The sequence below is a fragment of the Tateyamaria rhodophyticola genome (genome assembly GCF_047777875.1).
Classification (GTDB): domain Bacteria; phylum Pseudomonadota; class Alphaproteobacteria; order Rhodobacterales; family Rhodobacteraceae; genus Tateyamaria.
Window position 1 is genome coordinate 1,941,901 of the sequence record NZ_CP180519.1, and the last position, 26,269, is coordinate 1,968,169.

Here is a 26,269-nt window from a genome sequence, read left to right on the forward strand (position 1 = left end):
TTTTTTGTTTTTGCCTTCCAATCAGAACTGGAAGCGGATCTGACCGGTGATGCCGTAGCTGTCCACATTGCTGCCCGACCGGTAGTCGATCCGCGCCGCAGCGGACATCTGCCGCGCTTTGCCATCGCTGCCGGGGTTCAGCAGGCGGATATAGTTCACGCCAAGGCTGATTTCGCCGTAGGACCCAAGGTTGGACAGTTCGATATCCGTGACGTTTGTCGTCCCGCCGGAGACTTCTGTCAGGGTCGCGATCGGGTTCTCGGCAAAGTCGTTGTAGTAGGTCAACGTGCCGAAGTAGTTTATCGCGCTGATTTCATCCGGCAGGATCCGCGACCGCGACAGGGTGCCGGAAACAAACCCAAGCTCGATCGACGAGTCCTGCAGCTGCAGCGTACTGTTGATCGCGCCCGAGGATGCGGTGGTCCCGGTGATGTTGACAGGGTCTGTTTCAAAGTCCGAATATGAGAACCCTGCCGTACCGACAAAGTTCAGGCCTTCGACCGACGGGATCTGCCACGAGTACCCGATTGCGCCAGACACCGTGGTGCCCGTGCTCGAGAATTCGCTGTTGCCGGTGATGTTACCGTTGAGCAGGTTCGTGTCGGTAATCGTCGCATCATAGTCGATGTTCTCGAACCGCAGCTGAAGATCCGCAAAGAACGACCCGCGCGATGCCGTGGCGTACACACCACCATATCCCTGGTCAAAGTCCGTGTTGATATTCGCCTCGGACGAACTGCTCGACGTGTCGCCGGTGTTGTACCCGGCGATGATGCCGAATGCCATGTCGAACCCGTTGAACCGGTCGTCAAAGCAGGCGATGTCGCCACCCGCCTGAATACCGTAGTAGTTCAGGCTCTGGCTCGACGCAGTGGCCGCCACACCGGGTGTGCTGAACGACCCTTCGACATCCGCGTTACCCGCCGAAACCCGCGCCCACGCGCCGGGACCACAGGGGCGATCAGACGCCGCCTGCTTCTTCAGACGCCGGGACCGGCTGTCGCCGGTATAGCCGACATAGTCCGTGACATAGGGGCTTGTCGGGCGGTTGATGATGGACCCGACCACAGCCTGCGTCAGGCCGATACCCGCCGCGAGGTCCCCGACACCGTCGTTGATCCGGCTTTGCAGGCTGACCGTACTGATCCCGGTGCCCGCACTGAATTCGGTTTCGACGAAGTATTCGAATGTCCCGAATTCCGGTAGACCGCTTACGCCGTCAAAGCTCAGCGTATTGTCCCCCTGATACGTAATCACATCGATGGGCGAAATTTCGTCCGACGTCGTGCTCGTATTCGTAAAGGCCAGCGTCACGTTACCAGTGGCGGTGCCGTTGATGGTCAGCGTGTCGCCTGTGGCGGTGGCCCCACCATTCAGGTCAACATCCAGCGCAATTGTACCGCCGCTGAAGGTTGCGTTCCCGTCAATGGTTGAGGTTGAGCCAACCGAGAGGGTGCCGCCGCTCACGTTGAGCCCCGCTCCACCCACTGTCAGTGTCGACGTGTCGTTCAAAACGAGCGTTCCGGACGTGTTGTTCAACCCACCACCAAGAGCGGATGTGCCGCTGACATTGATCGTGGCCTCGTTCGTGACAAGCCCGTTCACCGTCCCGCCCGTCAGATCCAGGGTCGAACCGGACAGGTTGTTGAACGACGTGGTTGTGAGTGTTTCGCCAGAGGCGACGGAAACCGTCCCGTTGTTGGAGTTGGTCAGCGCGCCAGTGGTGAGCGTCGACCCGGCGCCCACATCAAGTGAACCGCCGTTGTTCACAAATGTGCCGCCGACGGTTTGCGATCCGGTATTCGTAAAGGTCGAGGTGTTGTTGACGTTGTTGATGGTCCCGGCAGAGAACGTGAACGTGTTGTTGTTGTTCAACGTGCCCTGAATGTTGCCGCCGGCGTTCAGGTTAAACGTCCCACCATTGTTGGTGACATCCGTTTGCACAACACTGCCAAGGTTGGTGGTCCCGTTGTTATGGGTCAGTGATCCCTGAATTGTGCCGCCGGTGGTGGTCAACGATCCGGTATCTACGGTGACATCACCGGAGATGGTGCCGCCGGAGACGGTGGAGTTGCCGGAGGTGTTGTCGAGGCTGGCCACGGTGCCTGCAGAGATATCGACGGTGCCGCCGGTGTTCTCCACGTTGCCGATGGTGCCGCCGTCGACGTCGAGCGTACCGGTGCCCGACACTGTGGTGTCACCGGTCAGCGTGGCTGTGCCGGAGGTCTGGACGGTGCCGCCCTGGACGGTTGTGGTGCCGGAGATCGCGCCGCCGGAGACGGTGGAGTTGCCGGTGATGTTGTCGAGGCTGGCGACGGTGCCGCCGGAGATATCGACGGAGCCGCCATTGTTGTCGACATTGCCAACGGTGCCTGCGTCCACGTCGAGCGTGCCGGAGGTGACGTTGGTGTCGCCTGTGACGGTGGCTGCGGCGTTGTCGACATTGAGCGTGCCGCCCGCGACGGTGACGCTGCCCTGCAGGTTGCCGCCGGTCTGGGTGATGGTGCCCGCGTCCACGTTGGTGATGCCGGAGATGGTGCCGCCGGACACGGTGGAGTTGCCGGAGGTGTTGTCGAGGCTGGCGACGGTGCCTGCAGAGATGTCGACGGTGCCGCCGGTGTTCTCCACGTTGCCGATGGTGCCGCCGTCGACGTCGAGCGTACCGGTGCCCGACACGGTGGTGTCGCCGGTCAGCGTGGCTGTGCCGGAGGTCTGGACGGTGCCGCCCTGGACGGTTGTGGTGCCGGAGATCGCGCCGCCGGAGACGGTGGAGTTGCCGGTGATGTTGTCGAGGCTGGCGACGGTGCCGCCGGAGATATCGACGGAGCCGCCATTGTTGTCGACATTGCCGACGGTGCCTGCGTCCACGTCGAGCGTGCCGGAGGTGACGTTGGTGTCGCCTGTGACGGTGGCCGCGGCGTTGTCGACATTGAGCGTGCCACCCGCGACGGTGACGCTGCCCTGCAGGTTGCCGCCGGTCTGGGTGATGGTGCCCGCGTCCACATTGGTGATGCCGGAGATGGTGCCGCCGGACACGGTGGAGTTGCCGGAGGTGTTGTCGAGGCTGGCCACGGTGCCTGCGGAGATGTCGACGGTGCCGCCGGTGTTCTCCACGTTGCCGATGGTGCCGCCATCGACGTCGAGCGTGCCGGTGCCCGACACGGTGGTGTCACCGGTCAGCGTGGCTGTGCCGGAGGTCTGGACGGTGCCGCCCTGGACGGTTGTGGTGCCGGAGATCGCGCCGCCGGAGACGGTGGAGTTGCCGGTGATGTTGTCGAGGCTGGCGACGGTGCCGCCGGAGATATCGACGGAGCCGCCATTGTTGTCGACATTGCCGACGGTGCCTGCGTCCACGTCGAGCGTGCCGGAGGTGACATTGGTGTCGCCTGTGACGGTGGCCGCGGCGTTGTCCACGTTGAGCGTGCCGCCCGCGACGGTGACGCTGCCCTGCAGGGTGCCGCCGGTCTGGGTGATGGTGCCCGCGTCCACATTGGTGATGCCGGAGATGGTGCCGCCGGAGACGGTGGAATTGCCGGTGATGTTGTCGAGGCTGGCGACGGTGCCGCCGGAGATATCGACGGAGCCGCCATTGTTGTCGACATTGCCGACGGTGCCTGCGTCCACGTCGAGCGTGCCGGAGGTGACATTGGTGTCGCCTGTGACGGTGGCCGCGGCGTTGTCCACGTTGAGCGTGCCGCCCGCGACGGTGACGCTGCCCTGCAGGGTGCCGCCGGTCTGGGTGATGGTGCCCGCGTCCACATTGGTGATGCCGGAGATGGTGCCGCCGGACACGGTGGAGTTGCCGGAGGTGTTGTCGAGGCTGGCCACGGTGCCTGCGGAGATGTCGACGGTGCCGCCGGTGTTCTCCACGTTGCCGATGGTGCCGCCGTCGACGTCGAGCGTACCGGTGCCCGACACGGTGGTGTCGCCGGTCAGCGTGGCTGTGCCGGAGGTCTGGACGGTGCCGCCCTGGACGGTTGTGGTGCCGGAGATCGCGCCGCCGGAGACGGTGGAGTTGCCGGTGATGTTGTCGAGGCTGGCGACGGTGCCGCCGGAGATATCGACGGAGCCGCCATTGTTGTCGACATTGCCGACGGTGCCTGCGTCCACGTCGAGCGTGCCGGAGGTGACATTGGTGTCGCCTGTGACGGTGGCCGCGGCGTTGTCCACGTTGAGCGTGCCGCCCGCGACGGTGACGCTGCCCTGCAGGGTGCCGCCGGTCTGGGTGATGGTGCCCGCGTCCACATTGGTGATGCCGGAGATGGTGCCGCCGGACACGGTGGAGTTGCCGGAGGTGTTGTCGAGGCTGGCCACGGTGCCTGCGGAGATGTCGACGGTGCCGCCGGTGTTCTCCACGTTGCCGATGGTGCCGCCATCGACGTCGAGCGTGCCGGTGCCCGACACGGTGGTGTCACCGGTCAGCGTGGCTGTGCCGGAGGTCTGGACGGTGCCGCCCTGGACGGTTGTGGTGCCGGAGATCGCGCCGCCGGAGACGGTGGAGTTGCCGGTGATGTTGTCGAGGCTGGCGACGGTGCCGCCGGAGATATCGACGGAGCCGCCATTGTTGTCGACATTGCCGACGGTGCCTGCGTCCACGTCGAGCGTGCCGGAGGTGACATTGGTGTCGCCTGTGACGGTGGCCGCGGCGTTGTCCACGTTGAGCGTGCCGCCCGCGACGGTGACGCTGCCCTGCAGGGTGCCGCCGGTCTGGGTGATGGTGCCCGCGTCCACATTGGTGATGCCGGAGATGGTGCCGCCGGACACGGTGGAGTTGCCGGAGGTGTTGTCGAGGCTGGCGACGGTGCCGCCGGAGATATCGACGGAGCCGCCATTGTTGTCGACATTGCCGACGGTGCCTGCGTCCACGTCGAGCGTGCCGGAGGTGACATTGGTGTCGCCTGTGACGGTGGCCGCGGCGTTGTCCACGTTGAGCGTGCCACCCGCGACGGTGACGCTGCCCTGCAGGTTGCCGCCGGTCTGGGTGATGGTGCCCGCGTCCACATTGGTGATGCCGGAGATGGTGCCGCCGGACACGGTGGAGTTGCCGGAGGTGTTGTCGAGGCTGGCCACGGTGCCTGCGGAGATGTCGACGGTGCCGCCGGTGTTCTCCACGTTGCCGATGGTGCCGCCGTCCACGTCCAGCGTACCGGTGCCCGACACGGTGGTGTCGCCGGTCAGCGTGGCTGTGCCAGAGGTCTGGACGGTGCCGCCCTGGACGGTTGTGGTGCCGGAGATCGCGCCGCCGGAGACGGTGGAATTGCCGGTGATGTTGTCGAGGCTGGCGACGGTGCCGCCGGAGATATCGACGGAGCCGCCATTGTTGTCGACATTGCCGACGGTGCCTGCGTCCACGTCGAGCGTGCCGGAGGTGACATTGGTGTCGCCTGTGACGGTGGCCGCGGCGTTGTCCACGTTGAGCGTGCCGCCCGCGACGGTGACGCTGCCCTGCAGGGTGCCGCCGGTCTGGGTGATGGTGCCCGCGTCCACATTGGTGATGCCGGAGATGGTGCCGCCGGACACGGTGGAGTTGCCGGAGGTGTTGTCGAGGCTGGCCACGGTGCCTGCGGAGATGTCGACGGTGCCGCCGGTGTTCTCCACGTTGCCGATGGTGCCGCCATCGACGTCGAGCGTGCCGGTGCCCGACACGGTGGTGTCACCGGTCAGCGTGGCTGTGCCGGAGGTCTGGACGGTGCCGCCCTGGACGGTTGTGGTGCCGGAGATCGCGCCGCCGGAGACGGTGGAGTTGCCGGTGATGTTGTCGAGGCTGGCGACGGTGCCGCCGGAGATATCGACGGAGCCGCCATTGTTGTCGACATTGCCGACGGTGCCTGCGTCCACGTCGAGCGTGCCGGAGGTGACATTGGTGTCGCCTGTGACGGTGGCCGCGGCGTTGTCCACGTTGAGCGTGCCGCCCGCGACGGTGACGCTGCCCTGCAGGGTGCCGCCGGTCTGGGTGATGGTGCCCGCGTCCACATTGGTGATGCCGGAGATGGTGCCGCCGGACACGGTGGAGTTGCCGGAGGTGTTGTCGAGGCTGGCCACGGTGCCTGCGGAGATGTCGACGGTGCCGCCGGTGTTCTCCACGTTGCCGATGGTGCCGCCATCGACGTCGAGCGTGCCGGTGCCCGACACGGTGGTGTCACCGGTCAGCGTGGCTGTGCCGGAGGTCTGGACGGTGCCGCCCTGGACGGTTGTGGTGCCGGAGATCGCGCCGCCGGAGACGGTGGAGTTGCCGGTGATGTTGTCGAGGCTGGCGACGGTGCCGCCGGAGATATCGACGGAGCCGCCATTGTTGTCGACATTGCCGACGGTGCCTGCGTCCACGTCGAGCGTGCCGGAGGTGACGTTGGTGTCGCCTGTGACGGTGGCCGCGGCGTTGTCCACGTTGAGCGTGCCGCCCGCGACGGTGACGCTGCCCTGCAGGGTGCCGCCGTTTTGCGTAACCGTTCCGCCGGTTACAGAGGATGTCCCGGTGATTACACCGCCATTGATCGCCGTTTCACCTGCAGTGTTTTCAAGGCTGGCAACTGTCCCGTCCGTGATGGTGACGTCTGCCACGCCCATCGTGTCATTGCCGCTGTTGCCGTCATTAACGACCAAAGCGCCGATGTTGCCGTTTGTCAGCGCCAGGACCCCATCCGTAAGTGTGGTGGTCCCGGTGACTTCGGCGGTTGCATCATTGTCAGCGTTGATCGTGAGGCTGCCGCCGGAAACGGCGACGGTGGTGCCGATGGTGCCGCCATTGATAATCGATGTAGAACCGTCGCTTACGCTGAGGCTTCCGGCGACCGCGCTGTTGATGGTGACGTTACTGTTGGCTCCGGAGTTGCTGACGCTGCCGCCAACGCCGCCGCTCAGTGTCAACGCGCCTGAACCTGTTGCATTTGTGTCGCCGGTCACGCTCGCATTGATCTGGGCCGCAGCATCGGTTTGCACGTCGATATTGCCATTCACCGTCAGATCGTTGCCTTGGATAACGAGAATACCTGCGCCGCCATCCTGAACGGTGACGTCGTTGGCAGCGATCCCGCCGGCCTCATCAATCGTGACGAAACCGTCCGTGTCACTCAGGATTGCGTCGCCACCACTGACAAATCCAGTGCCCGGGTCCCAGTTGTCGTCCACGGTGTTCCAGTTGTTGTTGGTCGCACCGTCAAATGTTTGCTGCGCTTCAACCGGGCTTGCGATTGTCAGAACCGCCCCGGTGGCCAGAACAAACACCAGTTCCGTCGCCCGGCCCAACCGGCAATGCTTGCGCAGGGAGCGCTGGCGGATACCAACGTGGCGGATCGTTTGCTGCACATCCACCATCTTGTTTTTCCAGCCGTTCCCGGCCGCGTTAGAAGTGAAATGAGTGTCCCCGGTGCACTGACGTGTCATTACAATACCCAAAATTAGAATCCCGTTGCCGAAACATGAGCATTTTTTTCATCAAGGTTCAAATGCGCGTGATGCGTGCGCACGCATTAGTTTACCAACTGTGGCAGAAACACATGCCACCCATCGGGCGCGCGTCCAAAGTGACCTTGGCAGGCAAATGCATAGGGGTGCGGTGTGGCGTGTTTGTTTTTCAGCGGCAACGATAAACCATTGGAAAGGCGCGTATCGCTTGACCCTTGTTAAACATAATCGCAAAGTCGTGCCGTTGGGGTCGGACGCGGCCCTGGCACGGAATATTGGAGCCATTTGAGTTATGTCGCGTTTCAGCAAGGTCGCCTGGAAAGAAGGGCTGTTTATCAAGCCCCAGCATCTGCAACAGGCAGACCGTTACATGGAGCGCACGGTTGTCGCGCGCACGGCGCATCTGACGCCCTTTCCCTGGGGAATCTCCGAATTGTCATTCGACCAGGGGCAGTTGCGTCAGGGTCGTCTCGAGTTGGAGCAGGTTGCGGGCATCATGCCGGACGGCACGCCGTTCGATGCGCCGCACACCAGCCCCCTGCCGCGCGAGATTGACGTGCCCGAGGATGCCGTCGGCAAGATGATCTGGCTGACATTGCCCAATCAGGCGCAGAATGACCGTGATGTGGGCGTGGGCGATGATGCCAGCATGCGCTTTGTCCTGTCCGAAGAACGTGGTGTGGCGGACACGACCGCGGCCTCGCGGATCGAAGAGTCGGTGGAGATTGCGGTGCCGCGGCTTGAACTGACGCTGCGCGACCGACCGCGTGAAGGGTATCAGTGTATTTGCCTCGGGCGGATCGCGGATGTCAGCGACGGCACGGTTGTGACACTGGACCAATCGGTGCCGCCCACGGGGCTGATCCTCACGGCGCATCGCGCTTACGAAGGATACCTGAAGGCCGTGACCGGATCGGTTGAGGCGCGGCTGGAAGTGCTGGAACGTTATGCGGCGGATCCGACATCGGGCGGCGGCATGCAGGACAAGGATTACCTGATGCTCATGGTGCTGAACCGGGTTCTGCCCATTCTGCGCCATCTTCGCCGGTTGCCGTCCGTGCATCCCGAACGGCTGTATGAGACGTTGGTGTCGTTGGCTGGTGAGTTGACCACATTTGAAGAGCGGGACCGCCGGGTGCGGGACTATGGCCGGTATCGCCATGACCAGCCCAAGGAGACGTTCAAGCCACTCGTGGATGACATTCGCCGATTGCTGAGCCGCGATGTGGGTCGCGCGCTGCGCCTCACGCTGGAGCAACGCCGCGAGAACAGCTTTGCCGCGATTGTGGACGATCCCAACCTCTTTGCGCAGGCGACATTCATTATCGAGGTCGCTGCGGCTCTGCCGTTGACCCAGATCCAGCAGCAATTCCCGCAACTCTGCAAGGTGGGTCCGTCGACCCGCATGAAAGAGATTATCGTGAACAACATGCCCGGCATCCAGCTTGTGCATGTGCCCAATCCGCCCCCGCAAATTCGCGTTGTGGCAAACCATGTTTATTTTATTGTCGACAAGCAAAGCCCGCTTTGGCGGGACTTTTCCGTTGCGCCCGCAATGGGGATGCACTTTGCTGGAGCCTGGCCCGGGCTTGAGCTGGAGCTGTGGGCCATTCCGGAGGAGCGTTAAGCGAGATGGCGTCGGACGACGAGGAACGTACAGTCTTTGGGCAGAAACTGCCGCCGCAACCGGCCAAGCCGGCGCCGCAACCCGCGGCGCCCCCGCCGCCCGTTCAGGGACAACAACCACCCCCGCCGCAGCCACAGGCGCCGCCGCCCCCCGCCCAAGGGGAGAACACGGTTTTTGGTCAGCGGCTTCCGCCGCAGCAACCCGCAGCACCCTATCCACCACAGCAGCCCCCGGCCGCGCCGCCACAACAGTATGCGCAGCCCCCGGCACAACCACCCGCCGCACCGCCGCCGGGCGGTGGTGAGGATACGTGGCTTGGCGGTCGGTTGACGCCGTCGGCGGGTGCGCCATTGCCACCCCCCACAGCCGCGCCGCCGCAACAGCCCTATTATCCGCCCGCGCCACCCGCCGCGCCGCAACCGCATTATCCACCCGCCCAACCGGCCTACCCGCCGCAGCAACCACCCGCGGGCGGATATCAGCAACCGCACTATCCTGATCCCTATGCGGGTCAGCAGCCGGGCTGGACACCGGCAGCACCGCCTCCCGACGGGCAGTTCCCCGCAGCGGCCGCCGCCGCGCAGCCCCAGCAACCGGCGCGTAACACACCCAAGATTGCATTCACGGACGCCTTGCGCGGCTCCGGTCTTGATGTGGGCTCGTCCACCAACCCGATTATCGCAGCGGCCTCTGACCTGTTGGTCCTGCTGGGACGCCTGCGCACGGGCATGGTGGAAATGCAGGCCATTCCGCTGCGCGACCACGTGATGCGTGAAATCGCGACCTTTGTGCAGAAATGTCAGGAGGCGGGCGTGCCGGCCGAGGATATCGACGTGGCCCGCTATGCGCTTGCGGCGACGTCGGATGATATCGTGCAGACGATCCCGGGCAACGATCCGCAATATTGGCAGCAGTTCTCGATGGCGGCCGAATTGCTGGCCGACCGGTCCGCGGGGATCGGTTTCTTTGCCCGGTTGGAGCAGGTGATCGCTTTGCCGGGGCAACGTGCCAACGTCCTGGAGCTGATGCTGACCTGTCTGGCGCTCGGGTTCGAGGGCAAGTACCGCACCGAACCCAACGGTCAGGTGATGCTGAGCCGACTGCGGATGGAAGTGTATCAGCGGTTCCGCTCTGCCAATGCACGCCCGCCCGAAGAACTGAGCCACAAATGGGTGCCCGTCCTGCTCGGGGGGCGCCGCCAGTCAGGGGGCATGCCGCTCTGGGTCGTGGGCGGCGTGGCGTCGGCCATGGTTGTGGCGTTGTTCGCCACCTTGTCGTGGCTTCTGTCCGGCGATGCGCAAGCGGCGCAGGATGACATTATCGACCTGCACGCCAATCTGGGCGAGGTCGTGATCGAACGCAGCGAGAACGTAATCGCCTACGAGGCGCCACCGACAGGCCAGTTGGAACGCATTCAGGGACGGCTTGCCGCCGAGATCGAGGCAGGCGATGTCGAGGTTGAAGAAGCGGGTGACTATATCTCGATCCGGCTGCGCGATGCGCTGCGGTTCGGATCTGGATCGTCGGATCTGACGACCGACGTGTCGGGCCTCGGTAAACGGATTGCTGATGTACTCGAAGGTGAGCCGGGCGACATCATCATCGAAGGTCATTCCGACAACATCCCGCTCAGTGGGCGCGGGCGGTACAAGACAAACGAGGCCCTGTCAGAAGCGCGTGCGGAAACCGTGCGCTCCCTGCTGGTGCCGCATTTGTCGAACCCCGACCGCATGAGCGTCGAAGGCGTGGGACCGGCGAAACCGCTGGACACGGCCAACACCAGAGAAGCGCGGGCCAAGAACCGGCGCGTTGAAATCCTGTTGCAGAAGGAGCAGCGGCTGTGAGGGTAGTGCTGCGCTGGCTGAACCCAATGACTTGGTGGGGTTACAAGTGGTTCCGCTGGATCTTCATGGGTCTGGCCATTTTGTGTATCTGTGCCGCCGTCTGGTTCGGTCTGCCGATCTTTGGCATCGAATGGCTGGCATCGGTCTGGTTCCGCGTGCTGATCATAACGCTGATCCTCGCGCCTATCGCGATCGTCAGCGGCCTGCGTTACCGCAAACGCCGCAAGGCCGCCCAAGAGCTTGAAGAAAGCCTGATGGAGCAGCCCGTCGGCGATGGGGCGATCCTGCACGACCGCATGCAAGAGGCGCTTGGCAAGCTGCGCAAGGGTGGCAAGTCCACGTACCTCTACGACATGCCGTGGTACGTGATCATCGGCCCGCCCGGCGCGGGCAAGACCACGGCGCTGGTCCATTCCGGCCTCGAATTTCCGGGCACGGATGCCAGCGCGGTTGCCGGCTTCGGCGGCACCAAGAATTGCGATTTCTGGTTTTCCGAAGAGGCGGTGATGATCGACACCGCCGGGCGCTACACCACGCAAGACAGCGACGCGCGCGCCGACAAGATGAGCTGGCAGGCCTTCCTCGACCAGCTGAAAAAGGCACGTCCGAACCAGCCGATCAACGGCGTGATCCTCGCATTCTCCTGCGAAGACATGATGACCGCAACCGACGATACGCTCGACACCCATGCGCTGGCCGTGCGCAAACGGCTCGAAGAGCTGCATGAAACGCTGCGCATCGACGTGCCGGTCTATGTCCTCTTTACCAAAGCGGACCTGATTTCGGGTTTCCGCGAGTTCTTTGGCCATTTTGGAGAGGACCGCCGCCGGTCCGTCTGGGGCATCACCTTCCAGACCAAGGACCGCAAGGAAGAAACCTACCGCCATGTGGCGTCCGAGTTTGATCAGCTGATCAGCCGTCTCAGCGACGAAGTCACCGACCGCATGAACGAGGAACCCGACACTGTGGCGCGCATCGCCATGTTCGGCTTTCCGGGGCAGTTGGTCCTGCTCCAGCGCAACGTGTCCGATTTCCTGCGCCGGGTGTTCCAGAAATCCAACGATCTGCACGCGATCCTGCGGGGGTTCTACTTTACCTCCGGCACGCAGGAAGGCACGCCGATTGACCAGGTGCTGGGCGCGATGTCTGGCAGCGAAGGCGGCTTTACCCCCAGCTTCATGTCCGGCAAGGGCCGCAGCTATTTCCTGCATGATTTGCTGAAACAGGTCATTTTTGAAGAGCGGGACTGGGTCGGGTACGATTTCAAGGCGATGCGGCGCAAGGCGATCTTCCGCACCGCTGTTACGGGTCTGATTGCGGCCACGGTCATCGGGGCCTTTGGTCTGTTTGGCTACAGCTTCTGGCAGAACGCGTCGCTGATCCGGCAGGCGGCTGCGGCCACGGATGATTATCAGGTCGAGGCGCAGGGCCTTCTGACCCAGAACATCATCGACGATCCCAGCACACGCCCCATCTTGCAGGCGCTCGCGCTGGCACGCGACATCCCCGCAGGCTATGCCGATCCGCGCGAACAGCGGTTTGTGGAAAAGGTCGGCCTGTCGCGCCGCGCCTCAATCCGGTCGGCGGCACTGCAATCCTACTCGGACTCGCTCGAACGGCTCCTGCGTCCGCGCATGATGCTGTATCTCGAAAACCGCCTGCCGCGCCTTCTGGCCGAGAACAACACCGAAGAAGCCTACCGCGCGCTCAAGGTCTACATCCTGCTGGCCAAGGAACAGGACGGCAAATCGGATGACGTCGCGATCCAGGCCTATTTCGCCGAAGCCTGGGGGCCGGAATATTCAGAGCCGGGTCTTGATGGCGAATACCGTGAGATCAACGAACACCTTGCTGCTATGCTCGAACTGGACGACCGGATCGAGCCGACGCTGAAGCCGGACAAGGATCTGGTGGAGCGGACGCAAAAGGAAATCGCGACCCTCAGCCTCGCGCAACAGGCCTATAGCTCGATCCTGAGCCAGGCCGCGACGCTTCAGCCGTTCCTGCTGACCGATGAACTGGCGGATGTGCAGGCGGACGTGGTGTTCCGCACCACGGACGGCAAGCCGCTCGACAGTTTGCAGGTGCCGGGGCTGTTCACCTTTACCGGCTACTGGTCGTTCTTCCAGGATGCGGTGGCCAATGCCGCCGAGCGTCTGGAAGAGGAACGCTGGGTCCTGGGCGCGCCGGGCGAGGGCGTGGATTATCAAGGCCAGCTTCTGGGTCTGAACCGCGATCTGCATGCCTTCTACCGCTCGGATTTTGCGGAAAAATGGAACGAGATGCTGGGCCGGATCGAACTGGTGCCCATGTCCGCAGGCGCGCCGCAATATCCCGGCCTTGCCGTGGCGTCCGCACCGTTTGCCTCGCCCATCCTGAAGCTCGCCGAGGCGGTGGACAAGGAAACGCGGCTGACCCGCTTCCTCGATGCGGTCGAAGGGATCGACAACCCGGCGGCCATCATTGCAAGCGGGGGCGATGTCGGGTCGCAAATGGCCGATGTCGGCTTCACCGAGGTGCAGCGCCGGTCCGGCGCGATCCAGCGCATCTTCCTCAACCTGCTGCGTGACAAGGCGAAGTTCCAAGAACGCGCCGTGACGAATGCTTCGGCCCCATCGCAACGTCGCACGCTGGAAACCATCGAACAGCGGTTCGAGAAATGGCACGCCTTTGTGCGCGGTGCCGATAATGCCCGACCCGTCGACGTGCTGCTGGCCGGGATGCAGGAACTGCTGACCAACCGGCAATTGGCCGGGCGCGGTGGCAACACGCTGCTGGATCAGCGCGGGATGCAGGACGCGCTCAACACGCTGAGCCAGGGTGTGCCGTTCTACCCGGAGACAGTGGTGGGCTTTGTGAACTCCATCGAATCGGAGTTCCTCACCGTGTCCGCCAATGCCTCCATGGGCGAGTTGCAACGGGCACTGGCCGAAGAGGTTGCCGCCTATTGCACGCAAAACGTCTCGTCCGCCTTCCCGTTTGCGGGGCGCGGGGCGCGGCACATCTCGACATCGGTGTTTGGCGAATTCTTTGGCTACGGTGGCCGGATGCAGACGTTCTATGAAACCTATCTGCGCGAACACACACAGCGGGAGTCCGATGGCCGGATCGTTGCGCGCGAAGGCAGCCCGCTGGGCGCGCGGCTGAGCAGCGCCACGCTCAGCCAGTTTGCCCGCGCCGAGCGTATCCGTCAGGCGTTTTTTGCACCCGACAGTGCGGCACCGTCGGTGTCCTTTGCGGTGTCGCAGGTCGCATCGTCGCCCACCGTCGAAAGCACGTCGATCAATATGAGCGGGCGTGAGGTGCAGCTGTTCCTCAACTCGAGCGGTGCCAGCTTTACCTGGCCCGATGACACTGCGGACATCACCGTGACGCTTTTGCCCCGGTCGGAAACGACGGACAATGCGCTGCGCTTTGGTGGCGGACGCTGGGCCCTGTCGGAGTTCATCTCGCGTGGCCGGAACAAGACATCGGGCACCCGTACGGATGTGACCTATCAGGTGGGTGGTCGCTCCGTCACCTTGCGGCTTGAGTTCGACAGCATCGCGATCCCGTTCCTGATGCGGGAACTGTCCGATTTCTCCTGCCCCACGACGATTGAGTAGACGTGATGAGCGAAGACGCAACACTGGTCGTCTACGGCAAACATCCCGCATATGGCGATTTCCTCGCCCATGGGTTGGAACATGAGTTGCTGAGCTGGTTCGACAACTGGCTCGAAGGGATACTGCCCGCGCTCAAGGAAAGCCTGGGCGATGACTGGGAAGCGGCATGGGCTTCTGCGCCGCCGCTGAATTTCTGGCTGGGACCGGACGTGATCGGTGTTCCGCTCATGGGGATTTTCCTGCCCAGTCAGGACAAGGTTGGCCGCAGGTTCCCGTTGATGTTCGCGGTGACCGGCATCGTGTCTCCGCCCCCAATTCACCCCGCCCATGACGAGGGTCCGTACCGCGCCCTTGCGGGCCATATTGCCGGGTTCGAAGTGCCCAAGGAGGGCACGCGCGGGGTGACCACATTGCTTGACGGGTTCGAGGTGCCGCCCGTGCAAGGCGTCGTATTCGAATCCGGTCAGGACGGCACCCTGTGGGGCCACCGCGATGATGGCGACATTGCCCGGCTTTTTGCCGATGCCAATACCGCCGATGCCCAGAAAGCACAGCTTGCGCGCAGCCACTGGTGGCATGCGGGCCTGCCAAACCGCGCTGCGGGATGGTTGGGGTGCAATGGATTGCCCGATCTGACGGCAATGCAATGGCTGTTGACAGAACGTACCCGTGAGGCGAGAGAACCCGTCAATGAGTGAAACAAACGAACCCAGCTTCGTATTTGAGACGGCAACCCTCAGTGATGTGGGCTGCGTGCGCAAGGTCAACGAAGACAGCATGTTGTCCCTGCCCGACAGTGGCCTTTGGCTGGTCGCGGACGGCATGGGCGGTCACGCCGCCGGTGATTTTGCCAGCCAGTCCATCGTGGGCGAGATGGAGACAGTGGGTGTGCCCGGCGGGGCGGTGGATTTGCGCGCGCGGTTCATGGAACGGCTGACGCGCGCCAACACCCGGATCCTTCAACATGCGGCCGAGCTTGGGAATGGAACCATCGGGTCCACTGTTGCGGCGCTTCTCGTGCAGCAGGGGCATTACGCCAGCATCTGGTCCGGCGACAGCCGCGTGTACCGCCTGCGCGGCGGTGTTCTGAGCCAGGTGACACGGGATCACACAGAGGTGCAGGCGCTTTTGGATGCCGGGTCCATTACCCCGGCAGAGGCCGAGGCGTGGCCGCGCAAGAACGTCATCACTCGCGCCATCGGCGTCACGCAGACGCCGGAATGCGAGATGATTGAGGGCGTGCTGGCGGACAAGGACACGTTCCTGCTCTGCTCCGACGGGCTGACCGAATATTACCACGATGATGAGCTTGAGCGCGTGATGCGCCAGTTTGAAGGCGACCTTGAAGGTTTGTGCGAAAAGCTGGTGACAACCGCGAATGAACGCGGCGGCAAGGACAATGTGACCGTGGTTGTGGTACGCTGTCATCAGGTGCCATTGCCCGAGATGGAAGTCTCTGGCGTGTACCCGGAATTCGGGGGCTACTTGTGAGCAGCACAGACAACACACAGCCGCCCAAGCGGCCCGAGGCATCGGACGAGGACGACGACCGGACGTTGATCGCGCCGTTGCCGCAATCGACGCCGCCGCCGGAACCACCCGCCGAAGAGGAAGCGGACCGGACCATCATCGCCCCGATGCAAAGCACGTCCGAAGACGCCCCTGCGGCCCCTGCCGATGAAGAGGACGCCGACAGGACCATCATCGGCATGATGCCGGGGTCCGAAACACCGGACGCCACGCCGCCAGCAGGCGAAGAAGGCGGATCGACCTACCGACCGTTTTCCGACGCGCCCATCACCGGCGTTGACCCCGCCGCGGCGACTGCGGCCGCTGCCGCTGCGGCGGCTGCCGCGACACCACAGGCGCCGCCACCCGATCTGGATGACGAGGACCTTGCGCCGACGCAATTGACCGTTGGCGGCTCCACCACGGCCACGGGCACAGAACCCCTGCGGAACCTTGAGCCGGGCACGGTCATCAACAACATGTACCGGGTTGAAGAGCGGCTCGATCAGGGCGGCATGGGCCGCGTGTTCCGCGGTGTTGAAATCGGCACGGGCGAAAGTGTTGCGATCAAGGTGATCCTGCCCGAAATGGCCGAGGACATCCGCGTTGCCCAGATGTTCCGCCGCGAGGCACGCACGCTGCGCCAACTGCACCACGATGCGATCGTGCGCTACTTTGCCTATGTTCCGCCGGATGCGAACATGAACCTGCACGTTCTGGTGATGGGGTTCATCCAGGGCAGCAAGTTGAGCGACAAGCTCAAGTATGATGGCCCGCTGAGCGAGGAAGACATCTGCGCCTTGTTCATCCGGCTGGCTGACGGTCTTGAGCGGGCGCACAAGATCGGCGTTGTGCACCGGGATCTGTCACCCGACAACGTGATGCTGGCCGATGATGACATCCACAAGGCGGTGATCATCGACTTTGGCATCTCACGTTCGTCCAAGGTCAAGGACGTGACCATCGGCAACGAATTCGCCGGCAAGCTGAAATACGTGTCGCCCGAACAGCTTGGCGCCTATGGCGGTGAGGCCGAGGGGCCGTCGGATATCTATTCGCTCGGGCTTTTGATGATCGCCTGTCTGACGGGCAAGGCCGTGCCCATGGGCGACAGCATCGTCGAAGCGGTGCAGAAACGTCAGGGCGTGCCGGATCTCAATGGCTTGCCGGTCGCGTTTCAGGCGCTGCTTTACAACATGTTGCAGCCTGACCCGACACAGCGTCTGGCGACGATGGGTCAGGTGATTGACGGCCTCAAGGCGATCAGCGGTGATGAACCGACCCAAAACACCGATGGGCTGTATCAACTGACCATGGGGGCGACGAACCGCACGGTTCCCGGATTGCAGGCGGCCCCCAGTGGCCGGACCGAGACGTTCGTAACCACGGTGCCCGCCGCAGGCAGCGACGGCAGTACCGCCGCCGAGCCAGTGGTCGAGAAAAGCGGTGGTGGCTTTGGCCTTGTCGCGGCGCTGGTGGTGGTTGCGGGCCTCGCCGGTGGGGGCGCATGGTATTATTTTAACGGTCTGTCCGACGATGATGCGGGACTGTCGAATGAAGTGGCCGAAGGGTTGTCCCGCGTGCCGGGCAGCCGCGAGACATACCTCGCCGAGGCGGTGCCCGAGGGGTGCACATATGCTGCGAGACGTGGGCAGGGTCCGAACACCGGTCTGATCGAAGGGTTCGCGCAGGACGCTTCTACATTGCAGAACATCGCCGCAGGCTGGGCAGAGCAATTTGGCACACGGCCCGAAGTGCTGGAACGTGCCGTCGCCGCCGAACAATGCGCGGCCCTCGAATTTGCGCGCACCTTTCAGGGAACGCGCGGTGACGCGATTGAAATGGCACTTGACCAGAACAGCGTGACCCGCGCCGAAGGTGTCGTTGGCACCATCCATGGCAGCGCAGGGCGTGAAAACTGGTTGGCGCTGGTGGCTCCAAACGGGCGGGTGTTCTCGCTCATGAGCCAGCTTGAGGACCCGATCGGAGACCAGCGGCAGTTCTCTTTCCGCCTGCCCTCGGCGCAGCCCGGAAAGTACCTGTTGATCGCAACCGCGTCAGAGGACGCATTGGTGCGTGCCGCAGCCATGCAAGACGGCACGGCGGCCACCGATATTCTGCCTCTGATGACACGAGAGCTGGCGGATGACGGTCTTGGCGCGGTGGATATCGGTGTGGTCGATATTTCGCGGTAAGACGCCGCGCTACCTAACGTCAAAGGTCGCAACACCAAAGAGCGCGTTTTCCAGCACATCGCCGGGCAGCGCGGCAAAGGCATCCTGTGCCAGCTGCCCGATGCCCGCCGACAGATCAATCGGTTCGTCCGGAGAGCCCAGAACAATCAGAACCTGACGGGTGTCGCGCGCTGGACCGGAGCGTGCCACCGGCGCGTCGATCACCGGATCATTCCCATCCAGCGTGGTAAAGCGCGCCAGATCCTGGATCACGCCATTGTCGTCCACAAGGATCAGGGTCAGGAACAGACCGCCAGCCCCCAGAACACGCGCGCGCAGGCTTTCACCGCTTTCCAGCGTGGTGTCGTCCAGGGACAAGCCAATGCGGCTGGCAGGATATGTTGCGCTTTGCTTGATCGCGTCCAGTGCCGCGCATTGCCGCGCGTCCAGGATTTCGCGTGTCTGCGCAGATACTTCCGGCAGACCGTCGACGATCCGCGCAGCCAATGTGTCCAACACTTCCGGGTCGGCACCGATCACCGACAGGCCAACGCCGGTATCCCCCGCACGGCGCGGCAGGACGAGCGTACATTGCGGCGACGGTGTATTGCGGATCCGCTGCAACAGCGTCCCGATCTGAAGCGCGGCAGGAGACGGGTTGGGCAGGGCGGCTTGCTCTGTCGCGCCCGATGGGGCGGCGGTGTCGTCCGCCGGGCCTGCGTCCACCGGTGCTTCCGGGATCGGGTCTTCGGTGGTTTCCTCCGGCAATGCGACGGGCGTTTCCGGTTCCACCTCCGGTTCGGGCGCGATGACTTCAGGCTCCGGCGCAATAACCTCCGGCTCGGGCAGGACAACGGCTGCGATGTCCTCTTCGACAATTACGGCCTGCGGCTCGACCACGTTGGGCACGACAACATCGGGTGCCAGCGCAGTCTCCGTTGACGGTGCAACCGCCTCTGCCAATGGCGAAAACACGTCTTCGTCGTCCACAAGGCTCAGGTCATCAATCGACAGCTCGTCCGGGTCGGGCGTGACGACGGGTGCGATGGGTTCTTCGATGACCTCCGGTTCCGCCACGATCTCCGGCTCTTCAATAACTTCTGGCTCTGGCGCGATCACCTCTGGCTCCGGGGTCAGGAGCGCGAGGTCCTCTTCCTCCAGGGCCTCAGGCTCGGGGGCGATCGCTTCTTCGACGGGTTCCAGCGCACCCTCATCCGGTGCGAGCGCCTCGTCTTCGGGTTCAAGCAAATCCTCTTGCGGTTGCAGCACCTCTTCTTCCGGCGTCAGTAGGTCAGCGTTGTCCTCCGGTGCCAATGTGTCTTCGGTCTCTTCCAGGAGATCCGCGCCTGCATCCTCGGGCTCGAGAGCGACCGCATCCTCCGGGATCTCGCGTATGTCGTCCACGTCCTCAAGATCGATGATGTCCGCGTCGATGATTTCGAGCGTGATCTCGTATTCCGGTTCGCGCACCGCGGGCGTGCTTGGTTCCGGCAACAGGGCAACGGATGACGTGAGCATTCCGAACACAAGCGCGCCATGGATCGCCGTTGATCCACCAACCGACGCCAGCCATGTTGAGGAGCGTTGCGGTCCATAGGGGAGAAAGCTCATTCGGCATCCTCCGCATCCTTGCGGTGAACGGTCACCAGACGGACCTGCACAGCGATGAGTTTTTCCTCGGCGATGAGGTCAAACAACGCGCCAGCATTCGCCTCCCGGTCGGCCAGAACATGCAAAAGCGGATAGTCCACCAGCGCTTCGGCCAATGTGCCACGTTCAATCGGTACACCGTCGAGCGTCAGATCGCCGTCAACCGAAACGGTGAGCAATGGTTTGGGCAACAGATCCAGAGGCAGCTCGGTCGTTTCCGGCAAGCTCACCTCGACCGTGGTCGAATTCGACAACGACCCGGTGGTGAGAAAGAAGAAGATCAACAGGAGCACGATGTTCACAATCGCCAGCCCGCTGTCGATCTTGTGCCGTTCGCGCGGCAGGGCAAGGCGACCGCGACGGATCATTGGCCGCGCGTGCGGGCAATCTGCACCGCTTCCACTTCTGCGCTGTCCAGCGCTTCGAGCGCGGATGCGACGTCCTGAACCCGCGCCTCCTCACCCACGACCAGAACGACTTCGCCCGGATCATCCTGGCTGCCGATGGCTTCGGCGAGCGAGGGCAGCTGTTCGATGTCGAAAACCTGCCCATTGGACGCCACGGTGCCATTCCCGATGTTCCAGATGGTCACGCCGCTGTCTGACACCGCTTCGGGTGCCTCGCGTTCCGCATTCTCGTCCTCGGGACCGGCCGGTTCTGCTTCGGCCTCGGTTTCCTCGGCCTCGTCCGCCGTCGTGCTGAGCGTGACAAGCGAATAGGGCGTCAGGCTGGTGGACAGCATGAAGAAGATCAACAGCTGGAACATGGCGTCCGCGAGCGGCGTCAGCGCAAAGCGATAGCGCCGGGGCCGTTCTGGCAGCGGTTCGGTTCTGGCACCCATCTGCCCACCAGCCCCTTAGCTGGCGCCGGAATTGGGATCGACCCGACCGTGTATGGCGGCAGACATCACCGCCTCCATCATATTCCGTTCGCGGTCGATGCGCCCTTCGAGCCATGTGGCAATGAAGAAGGCCACCAGCGCGATGGCAAGACCCGCCGCCGTGGTGATCAGGGCGACGTAGATACCGGAAGCCAGCGCAGTCGGGTCGACCGCGCCGTCGGTCACAGCGAGGACGGAGAACGCGTCGATCATACCAATCACCGTGCCCAAAAGGCCCAGCATCGGCGCGGCCTGCACAACCATGTCCAGTGATCGCATCCGTTCGCTGAGTGTCGCCAGTTCCACAATTGCGGTCTGACGGCTCAGCTCCTCGGCATAGCCTGTGTCGCCGGGGCGCGCCTGAATACCGGAGAACACAGCCTGCAACACGCGGCTGAGCACGGATTTGCGGCGCCCGGCGGTGCGAATGGCCTCTTCGACCCGGCCATTCAGCCAATCATCAAGGATCGTTTCCGCTTCCTTCCTGCGGCCCACGCCCAATTTGGCAAACTGGCCCAGCTTGAAAAGCCCAATGCTCAGCGCAAAGAGCGACAGGACGCCCAACATCCCGTAAATGGCAAACGCGGCAATCTGAAAAATCGTCAAGGTTTCGTCCGTTCAAACTGTTGTGGCGACCGAAGTACGGCGTTCCGCCTTAAAGGCCAAAGGCAATGTCAGTGCGCGACGTGACAACAAGGTCAGACAGGCACTGTTGGCTGGCATCCTCTTCCGAGGTGCCTTCGATTTCGCATTCGGCCAGATCGTTTACGATGATTTCCGAAAGGTCGGTACAGGCCGCAGGCAGATTGTACTGCACCACACGCCGTTTGCCCGCTGGCAGGCTGCCCAGGGGCAGGGCGAGCAGGTTGCTGAACACGCCGGATGCATCAAACACGGCCAGCCGCCACGTCACGCTGCTCAGCGCTTTGTCCAGACCGTTCTGAGCAAAGAAAACAACCTGACACACACCGTCCGACGACGCTGTCGCGCGGTTCAGTTCGAGGGAAATTTTACCAGAAGCGTCCTGTGCGGACACATGCGAAGCACACAATACAAACGCAGTCAGTGCTGCGGCAAAACTCTTGCGCGACATTTCAATCTCCGAACGCCAAGCCCTAAATCAACGCCTTAATTAGCGGCAAAGGGCCGGGTTAAGTCAATCGGAGATTTTCAACTTTGTCAGCGGTATACGCCGATCACCCAGTCAGGTTGCAGGCTCGAAGGCTGCGGTGCTGTAAATGCGGGCGCTTGTGCCACGATCACAGGCTGCGCGTGGCGCGGAGCGCGTGCTTTTGCGCGGGACGCTGGTTTGGCAACCTGTACGCGCTGCTTGGGTTTTACCGTCGGCGTTGCCGTCCGAGGTGCGATCGCTTGCTTCACCTGCGGTGTTGCCGGCGCGGCAACAACTGGTTCCGCTACCGGAGCCGGCAAAGCGTCGGTCGCCACTGCGTCCGGCAGAACCGGAGCATCGCGCAACGCGACTTCAATCACTGCGGGCGTGTTTTGCTGTGCCGGAACAAATGCCGGGATCACAAAACGCGGCTCAACGGACGCAACTGGCGCAGGCGCAAGTGTGCGAACGTGACGGTCACCGGTGGCATCGTGCAGTGCAGAAAGCGCAACAGCGCCTGCAGCGGACGAGGCCACGAGGGCCGAACAGATGAAAAGCGAACGTATCATTGTGGTGAGGATATAGCATAGGACATGGCCAATTACATCGGGCCGTGCGAAATAAAATCGGGTAAACGTACCGAAAGTGCAACGCTCTGCGTGGGTAGGAGGTAAATATTGTGGTTTTACAGGATATTGCGTCTAGGCTTTGTGGATCTGGTCATCGGCAATTTTTCGCCCGAGCGGTTTTTTGTCTGTTTGCAGTCGCCATTCCGTCGACAGTGAAGGCAAATTTTCAGTTTTGTAACCAAACACTTGACGTTGTGAACGTTGCCATCGGCGCATACGACGCAGATGCGTGGGAAACGGCGGGTTGGTGGACCGTGGGCCCGAACCAGTGCGCCAATGTCATCGAGGATACGCTGACCTCCAGATATGTGTACGTTTACGCACGCGACGTCTTCAATGCATCCATGTTGCCGGGAACAACAACGCTCTGTGTCGATCCGGATGAGTTTCGCATTCGGGGCCGCGAAGACTGTTTGATTCGCGGCCATATCTCTGCCCGGTTTCATGAGGTTGATACGCGTCGCTCTGAACGCTGGACGTTCTTTCTGCGGGCAGGCGCGGAATAACTTGCGTCAACCGGGGCGTGCGCCTTATTATCCCGACGAAGTTTCCAGTGACGACAACGGTGATATTGCGGGCCATGGGTGGTTTTCTTCGGCATATGACTTTGGGGTTTGTGGGCATGGGCGCGTTTGCGTCGGCCGCATTTGCGCAATCCTATGCAGCAGAACCTATTGCGTTTGACGTCGGTGATACCGCCGGGTCGGCGGACAGCCCGTTTTTGATTGCCGCCTATCAGCCACCCGCCAATACCGCACCCCGCTTTGCAGGGGCAAACAGTGGCCAGGCCGCAGAAGCCGTGCAAGCCGGGTTGCCAACGCCATCCATCGTGTTGGGCCGGATCGAACCGGGGCGTGAGGCTGACTTCGGGATCACGTCGCTGCTGCCCGAGACTGTGGCACAGATGGCATTTGGCTTTGACGATGTAGAGACCCGCGTCGCGATGCGCAGTGATGATCCGGATATGTTCCGCATGCTGGTGGAACAGGGGCATATCGACCCTCCGGCAAACCAGTTGAACGTCGCCTTGCAGACTGAACTCAAGCGCATGAACTGTTACCGGTCGAGCATTGATGGCCTTTGGGGCCGTGGGTCGGCACGTTCGGTTGGCGAGTATTTCGGCGAGCGTGAGGATGGCAAGGAATGGCCGGATCAGGATCCGACGATGGAGCTGTTCCGCACGATCATCATGTATCCTGACGTCGCGTGCGAGACACCTGTTGCGGCGGCCCCCGCACCCCGAGCGACCAGCACGCGGAGCACGACAAACCGGGCGACAACGACGCGGACAACCACCACGCGCCGCGCTCCGGCACCTGCGCCAGCACCGAAACCCGCGGCCCCCGCCAACAAGCCCAAGATCAGCACAGGCGGCGGGATCGGCGTGTTCCGCTGACCCGGCGCGCGATCCGCTTCGCACATGTCTCAAATCGAAATAGATCCCAACTTTGCCGGATCGGGGCGCGCGTGGAAACGGCGCCGGCGCTTGCGTATGGCGCGGCGCATCGGGATTGGCGTCGCGGCGGTTGGGGTGGTTGCCGGTCTGGGCCTTCTTGGCATGTCGCTGTTTTCCGGCGGGGACGACGATTATGTCGAAAGCGGTGGTGAAGGGGATGAGCTGACGCTGGTCCAGTCCGAGGATGCGGCGGAAGGGGGCATCGTTCTGGCCGCCGCCGCGGCAGAGGCGTTTCTGGACATCCGCGGCGCTCCGATGATCATCACCTTGCCCGACGGTCCCGCATTGGGTGCGCGTCGGGTGTCGCTCGAACATCAGATCCACCCGCAACGCGCCCGGATCGGTGATCAGTTGAACGTCATCGAAGACGCGCTTTTTGATGCGACGCAGCGGGTACAACTGACCCTGCCGTCCTCGTCTGCGGACCTCGCCGCATTTCAGGCCCGGCGCGAGACGGCCATTGTCGACACGACACCCGCCGCGACGGATGAGGTGGTCGAGGCCGGCGCAGAGGTGGTGTTTGACGATGACGAAGGCAGCTGGGGCGAGGTGGTCGGCGGCGACGGCGGCGCAACGCAGGTCAGTTACGTCGAAACGGTGATCGAAAACACGACAACCGACGTGCTTAGCCTGTCTGCCTCGGAACGCACGACACTCTTTCGGGACGAAGTGGTGCGGCTGGAAACGGAAAAAGACCTCAAGCAGGTGCTGACGGATCAGGGCCTGAGCGAGGACGAGATCGCGCGCACGCTGAACTATGTCGCGCGCATGGCCGAAGATCTGAGTGTGCCGACCGAAACGCTGACCAAACTCAAGGTCGGCGGGTTGGTGGCCTTGCGGATGGAGCTGGGGCGCACCGGTGCGCAATTGCTGCAAATGTCGATCTACGCACCCGACCGCTACCTTGCCAGCCTCGCGCAACCGGGCCCGGGACGGTTCGAGACAAGCGCCGATCCGTGGTTCACCCGCAACCTCCTGCGCCGCGCAGATATCGCGGTGCGCAACCGTGGCAATCAGGGCGAGGTGAAGCTGAAGGACGCAGTGTATTCCACCGCGCTGCGCAACGGGGTTTCATCCGAGCTTGTGGGCGAACTGATGGTGATGCTGAGCCGGGTGCAGGATCTTGACCGGATTGCCACCGAAGGGGACCGGATGCGGTTGATCATGCGCGACGAAAGCGCGGGCGTCGCGCCTGCGGGCCAGATTCTCTATGTTGCGCTCGAAGGTCCATCAGCCAATTTTGAATGCTACGTGGTACGCCCGAACCAGCGCGATGCCCCCTTTGGCTGCTATGATCCCAAGGTCGGTGGCAGCGGTGGCGGTGTCGGCGGCGGGCTGGGTGGCAGCAATTTCCTGATCCCCGTGGCGGGCACCAAAACGTCCAGCTTTGGACCGCGCCATCACCCGATCCTGAACAAGACGGTGAACCACAACGGTGTCGATTGGGCGGCGCCCACTGGCACACCTGTCAAAGCTGTTGCCAGCGGCAAGATCAGCCGGGCCAACTTTTCGTCCAGCTATGGCAACATCGTCTACATTGATCACCCCGCAGGCGCGCACAGCCGGTATGCCCACCTCAATGCCTTTGCCGAAGGCATCAGCCTCGGCAGCACGGTCCAGGCGGGACAAATCATCGGCTATGTCGGGACAACGGGCCGGTCGACCGGCCCACACCTCCACTTTGAACTCCACCTGAACGGACGCCCTGTTGATCCGTTGGCCCTGCGCAGCGCGGCCCCGTCTGGCGGGGCCTCGGGTGCTGTCGAAGCATTGGTGAACCAGATCATCCGGGTGGAAAGCGCGGGGAATGCGCGGGCCAAGAACAGCCGGTCGACCGCAACCGGCCTGGGCCAGTTTATCGAAAGCACGTGGTTGCGGATGATGCGCACCTATCGCCCCGATCTTGTGGCATCTCTCAACCGGGCAGAACTGCTGGAGCTGCGGTTTGATCCGGCGCTGAGCCGGGCGATGGTGACGAACCTTGCGCGCGAGAACGAGGCGTTCTTGCGCTCGCGCGGTCACGCGATCACGCCGGGCCGGTTGTACCTGGCGCACTTCCTCGGGCCATCGGGGGCCAATGTGGCGCTCAAGGCGAACCCGAGTGCAACGGTGCTTGAGGTCATGGGCGCAGGCGTCGTGAACGCCAACCCGTTCCTCAAGGGCAAGAACATCAAGTGGATGACCGACTGGTCCGACCGCAAGATGAGCCGTGTGGGCCGCGGCAACACAGCCATCGCTGTGACCAATGCCCCAGCCGCGCCCGCCGTCACCCCGGCGGAGGTCAAACGCTACAAGGACGGCATCGGCAAGCTGTTGGAGACGCTTTAGGCACTTTCGGCACCGCGCCCAATTGCTTACTGTACGGGAAAGTACAGTCGAGGAT

General features: G+C 63.1%; 16 protein-coding genes. 9 read left to right on the forward strand and 7 right to left on the reverse strand.

Going from position 1 to position 26,269, the window contains the following annotated elements:
• Positions 1 to 21 precede the first annotated feature (21 nt).
• Positions 22 to 7,311 (reverse strand): beta strand repeat-containing protein, encoded by a 7,290-nt coding sequence (locus tag ACERHN_RS11155; protein WP_415919099.1) that lies wholly within the window; start codon positions 7,309 to 7,311, stop codon positions 22 to 24.
• A 382-nt stretch (positions 7,312 to 7,693) separates the two neighbouring features.
• Here ACERHN_RS11155 and tssK point away from each other — a divergent pair, with 382 nt between their 5' ends.
• The 6 genes from tssK to ACERHN_RS11185 all read left to right on the forward strand — a co-directional run bounded on the left by tssK (position 7,694) and on the right by ACERHN_RS11185 (position 18,181).
• Complete coding sequence (gene tssK, locus ACERHN_RS11160) at positions 7,694 to 9,028, forward strand: type VI secretion system baseplate subunit TssK (protein WP_415919100.1); 1,335 nt, start codon at positions 7,694 to 7,696, stop codon at positions 9,026 to 9,028.
• A gap of 350 nt (positions 9,029 to 9,378) precedes the next feature.
• A complete protein-coding gene (icmH, locus tag ACERHN_RS11165) occupies positions 9,379 to 10,872 on the forward strand; it encodes a type IVB secretion system protein IcmH/DotU (protein WP_415919101.1) in 1,494 nt (497 codons plus the stop codon).
• The gene (gene tssM / locus ACERHN_RS11170; protein ID WP_415919102.1) at positions 10,869 to 14,477 is read left to right on the forward strand and encodes a type VI secretion system membrane subunit TssM; all 3,609 of its coding nucleotides are present in this window, start codon (positions 10,869 to 10,871) and stop codon (positions 14,475 to 14,477) included. The genes icmH and tssM overlap by 4 nt, the downstream gene beginning before the upstream one ends.
• A gap of 5 nt (positions 14,478 to 14,482) precedes the next feature.
• Positions 14,483 to 15,175: a type VI secretion system-associated protein TagF gene (gene tagF / locus ACERHN_RS11175; RefSeq protein ID WP_415919103.1), complete on the forward strand. Its 693-nt coding sequence runs from the start codon at positions 14,483 to 14,485 to the stop codon at positions 15,173 to 15,175.
• Entirely contained in the window at positions 15,168 to 15,968 is an 801-nt protein-coding gene (locus ACERHN_RS11180) for a PP2C family protein-serine/threonine phosphatase (RefSeq protein WP_415919104.1), read from the forward strand. Before tagF ends, ACERHN_RS11180 begins: the two co-directional genes overlap by 8 nt.
• Complete coding sequence (locus ACERHN_RS11185) at positions 15,965 to 18,181, forward strand: serine/threonine-protein kinase (RefSeq protein ID WP_415919105.1); 2,217 nt, start codon at positions 15,965 to 15,967, stop codon at positions 18,179 to 18,181. Before ACERHN_RS11180 ends, ACERHN_RS11185 begins: the two co-directional genes overlap by 4 nt.
• A gap of 9 nt (positions 18,182 to 18,190) precedes the next feature.
• Here ACERHN_RS11185 and ACERHN_RS11190 read toward each other — a convergent pair whose 3' ends face one another.
• From ACERHN_RS11190 to ACERHN_RS11215, 6 genes are all read right to left on the reverse strand, one after another.
• Entirely contained in the window at positions 18,191 to 19,771 is a 1,581-nt protein-coding gene (locus ACERHN_RS11190; protein WP_415919106.1) for a hypothetical protein, read from the reverse strand.
• Positions 19,768 to 20,178, reverse strand: coding sequence for an ExbD/TolR family protein (locus ACERHN_RS11195; RefSeq protein WP_415919107.1), 411 nt, complete (start codon positions 20,176 to 20,178; stop codon positions 19,768 to 19,770). Before ACERHN_RS11195 ends, ACERHN_RS11190 begins: the two co-directional genes overlap by 4 nt.
• Positions 20,175 to 20,651: an ExbD/TolR family protein gene (locus ACERHN_RS11200; RefSeq protein WP_415919108.1), complete on the reverse strand. Its 477-nt coding sequence runs from the start codon at positions 20,649 to 20,651 to the stop codon at positions 20,175 to 20,177. The genes ACERHN_RS11195 and ACERHN_RS11200 overlap by 4 nt, the downstream gene beginning before the upstream one ends.
• 15 nt (positions 20,652 to 20,666) lie before the next feature.
• Positions 20,667 to 21,296, reverse strand: a complete 630-nt coding sequence (locus tag ACERHN_RS11205) for a MotA/TolQ/ExbB proton channel family protein (RefSeq protein ID WP_415919109.1) — start codon at positions 21,294 to 21,296, stop codon at positions 20,667 to 20,669.
• A gap of 49 nt (positions 21,297 to 21,345) precedes the next feature.
• A complete protein-coding gene (locus ACERHN_RS11210; protein WP_415919110.1) occupies positions 21,346 to 21,783 on the reverse strand; it encodes a hypothetical protein in 438 nt (145 codons plus the stop codon).
• 86 nt (positions 21,784 to 21,869) lie between these two features.
• The gene (locus ACERHN_RS11215) at positions 21,870 to 22,223 is read right to left on the reverse strand and encodes a hypothetical protein (RefSeq protein ID WP_415919111.1); all 354 of its coding nucleotides are present in this window, start codon (positions 22,221 to 22,223) and stop codon (positions 21,870 to 21,872) included.
• A 359-nt stretch (positions 22,224 to 22,582) separates the two neighbouring features.
• Here ACERHN_RS11215 and ACERHN_RS11220 point away from each other — a divergent pair, with 359 nt between their 5' ends.
• From ACERHN_RS11220 to ACERHN_RS11230, 3 genes are all read left to right on the forward strand, one after another.
• Entirely contained in the window at positions 22,583 to 22,936 is a 354-nt protein-coding gene (locus tag ACERHN_RS11220; RefSeq protein ID WP_415919112.1) for a DUF1036 domain-containing protein, read from the forward strand.
• A gap of 74 nt (positions 22,937 to 23,010) precedes the next feature.
• Entirely contained in the window at positions 23,011 to 23,826 is an 816-nt protein-coding gene (locus ACERHN_RS11225) for a hypothetical protein (protein ID WP_415919113.1), read from the forward strand.
• A gap of 24 nt (positions 23,827 to 23,850) precedes the next feature.
• On the forward strand, positions 23,851 to 26,214 hold the full coding sequence (locus ACERHN_RS11230) for a peptidoglycan DD-metalloendopeptidase family protein (protein ID WP_415919114.1): 2,364 nt from the start codon (positions 23,851 to 23,853) through the stop codon (positions 26,212 to 26,214).
• Positions 26,215 to 26,269 lie beyond the last annotated feature (55 nt).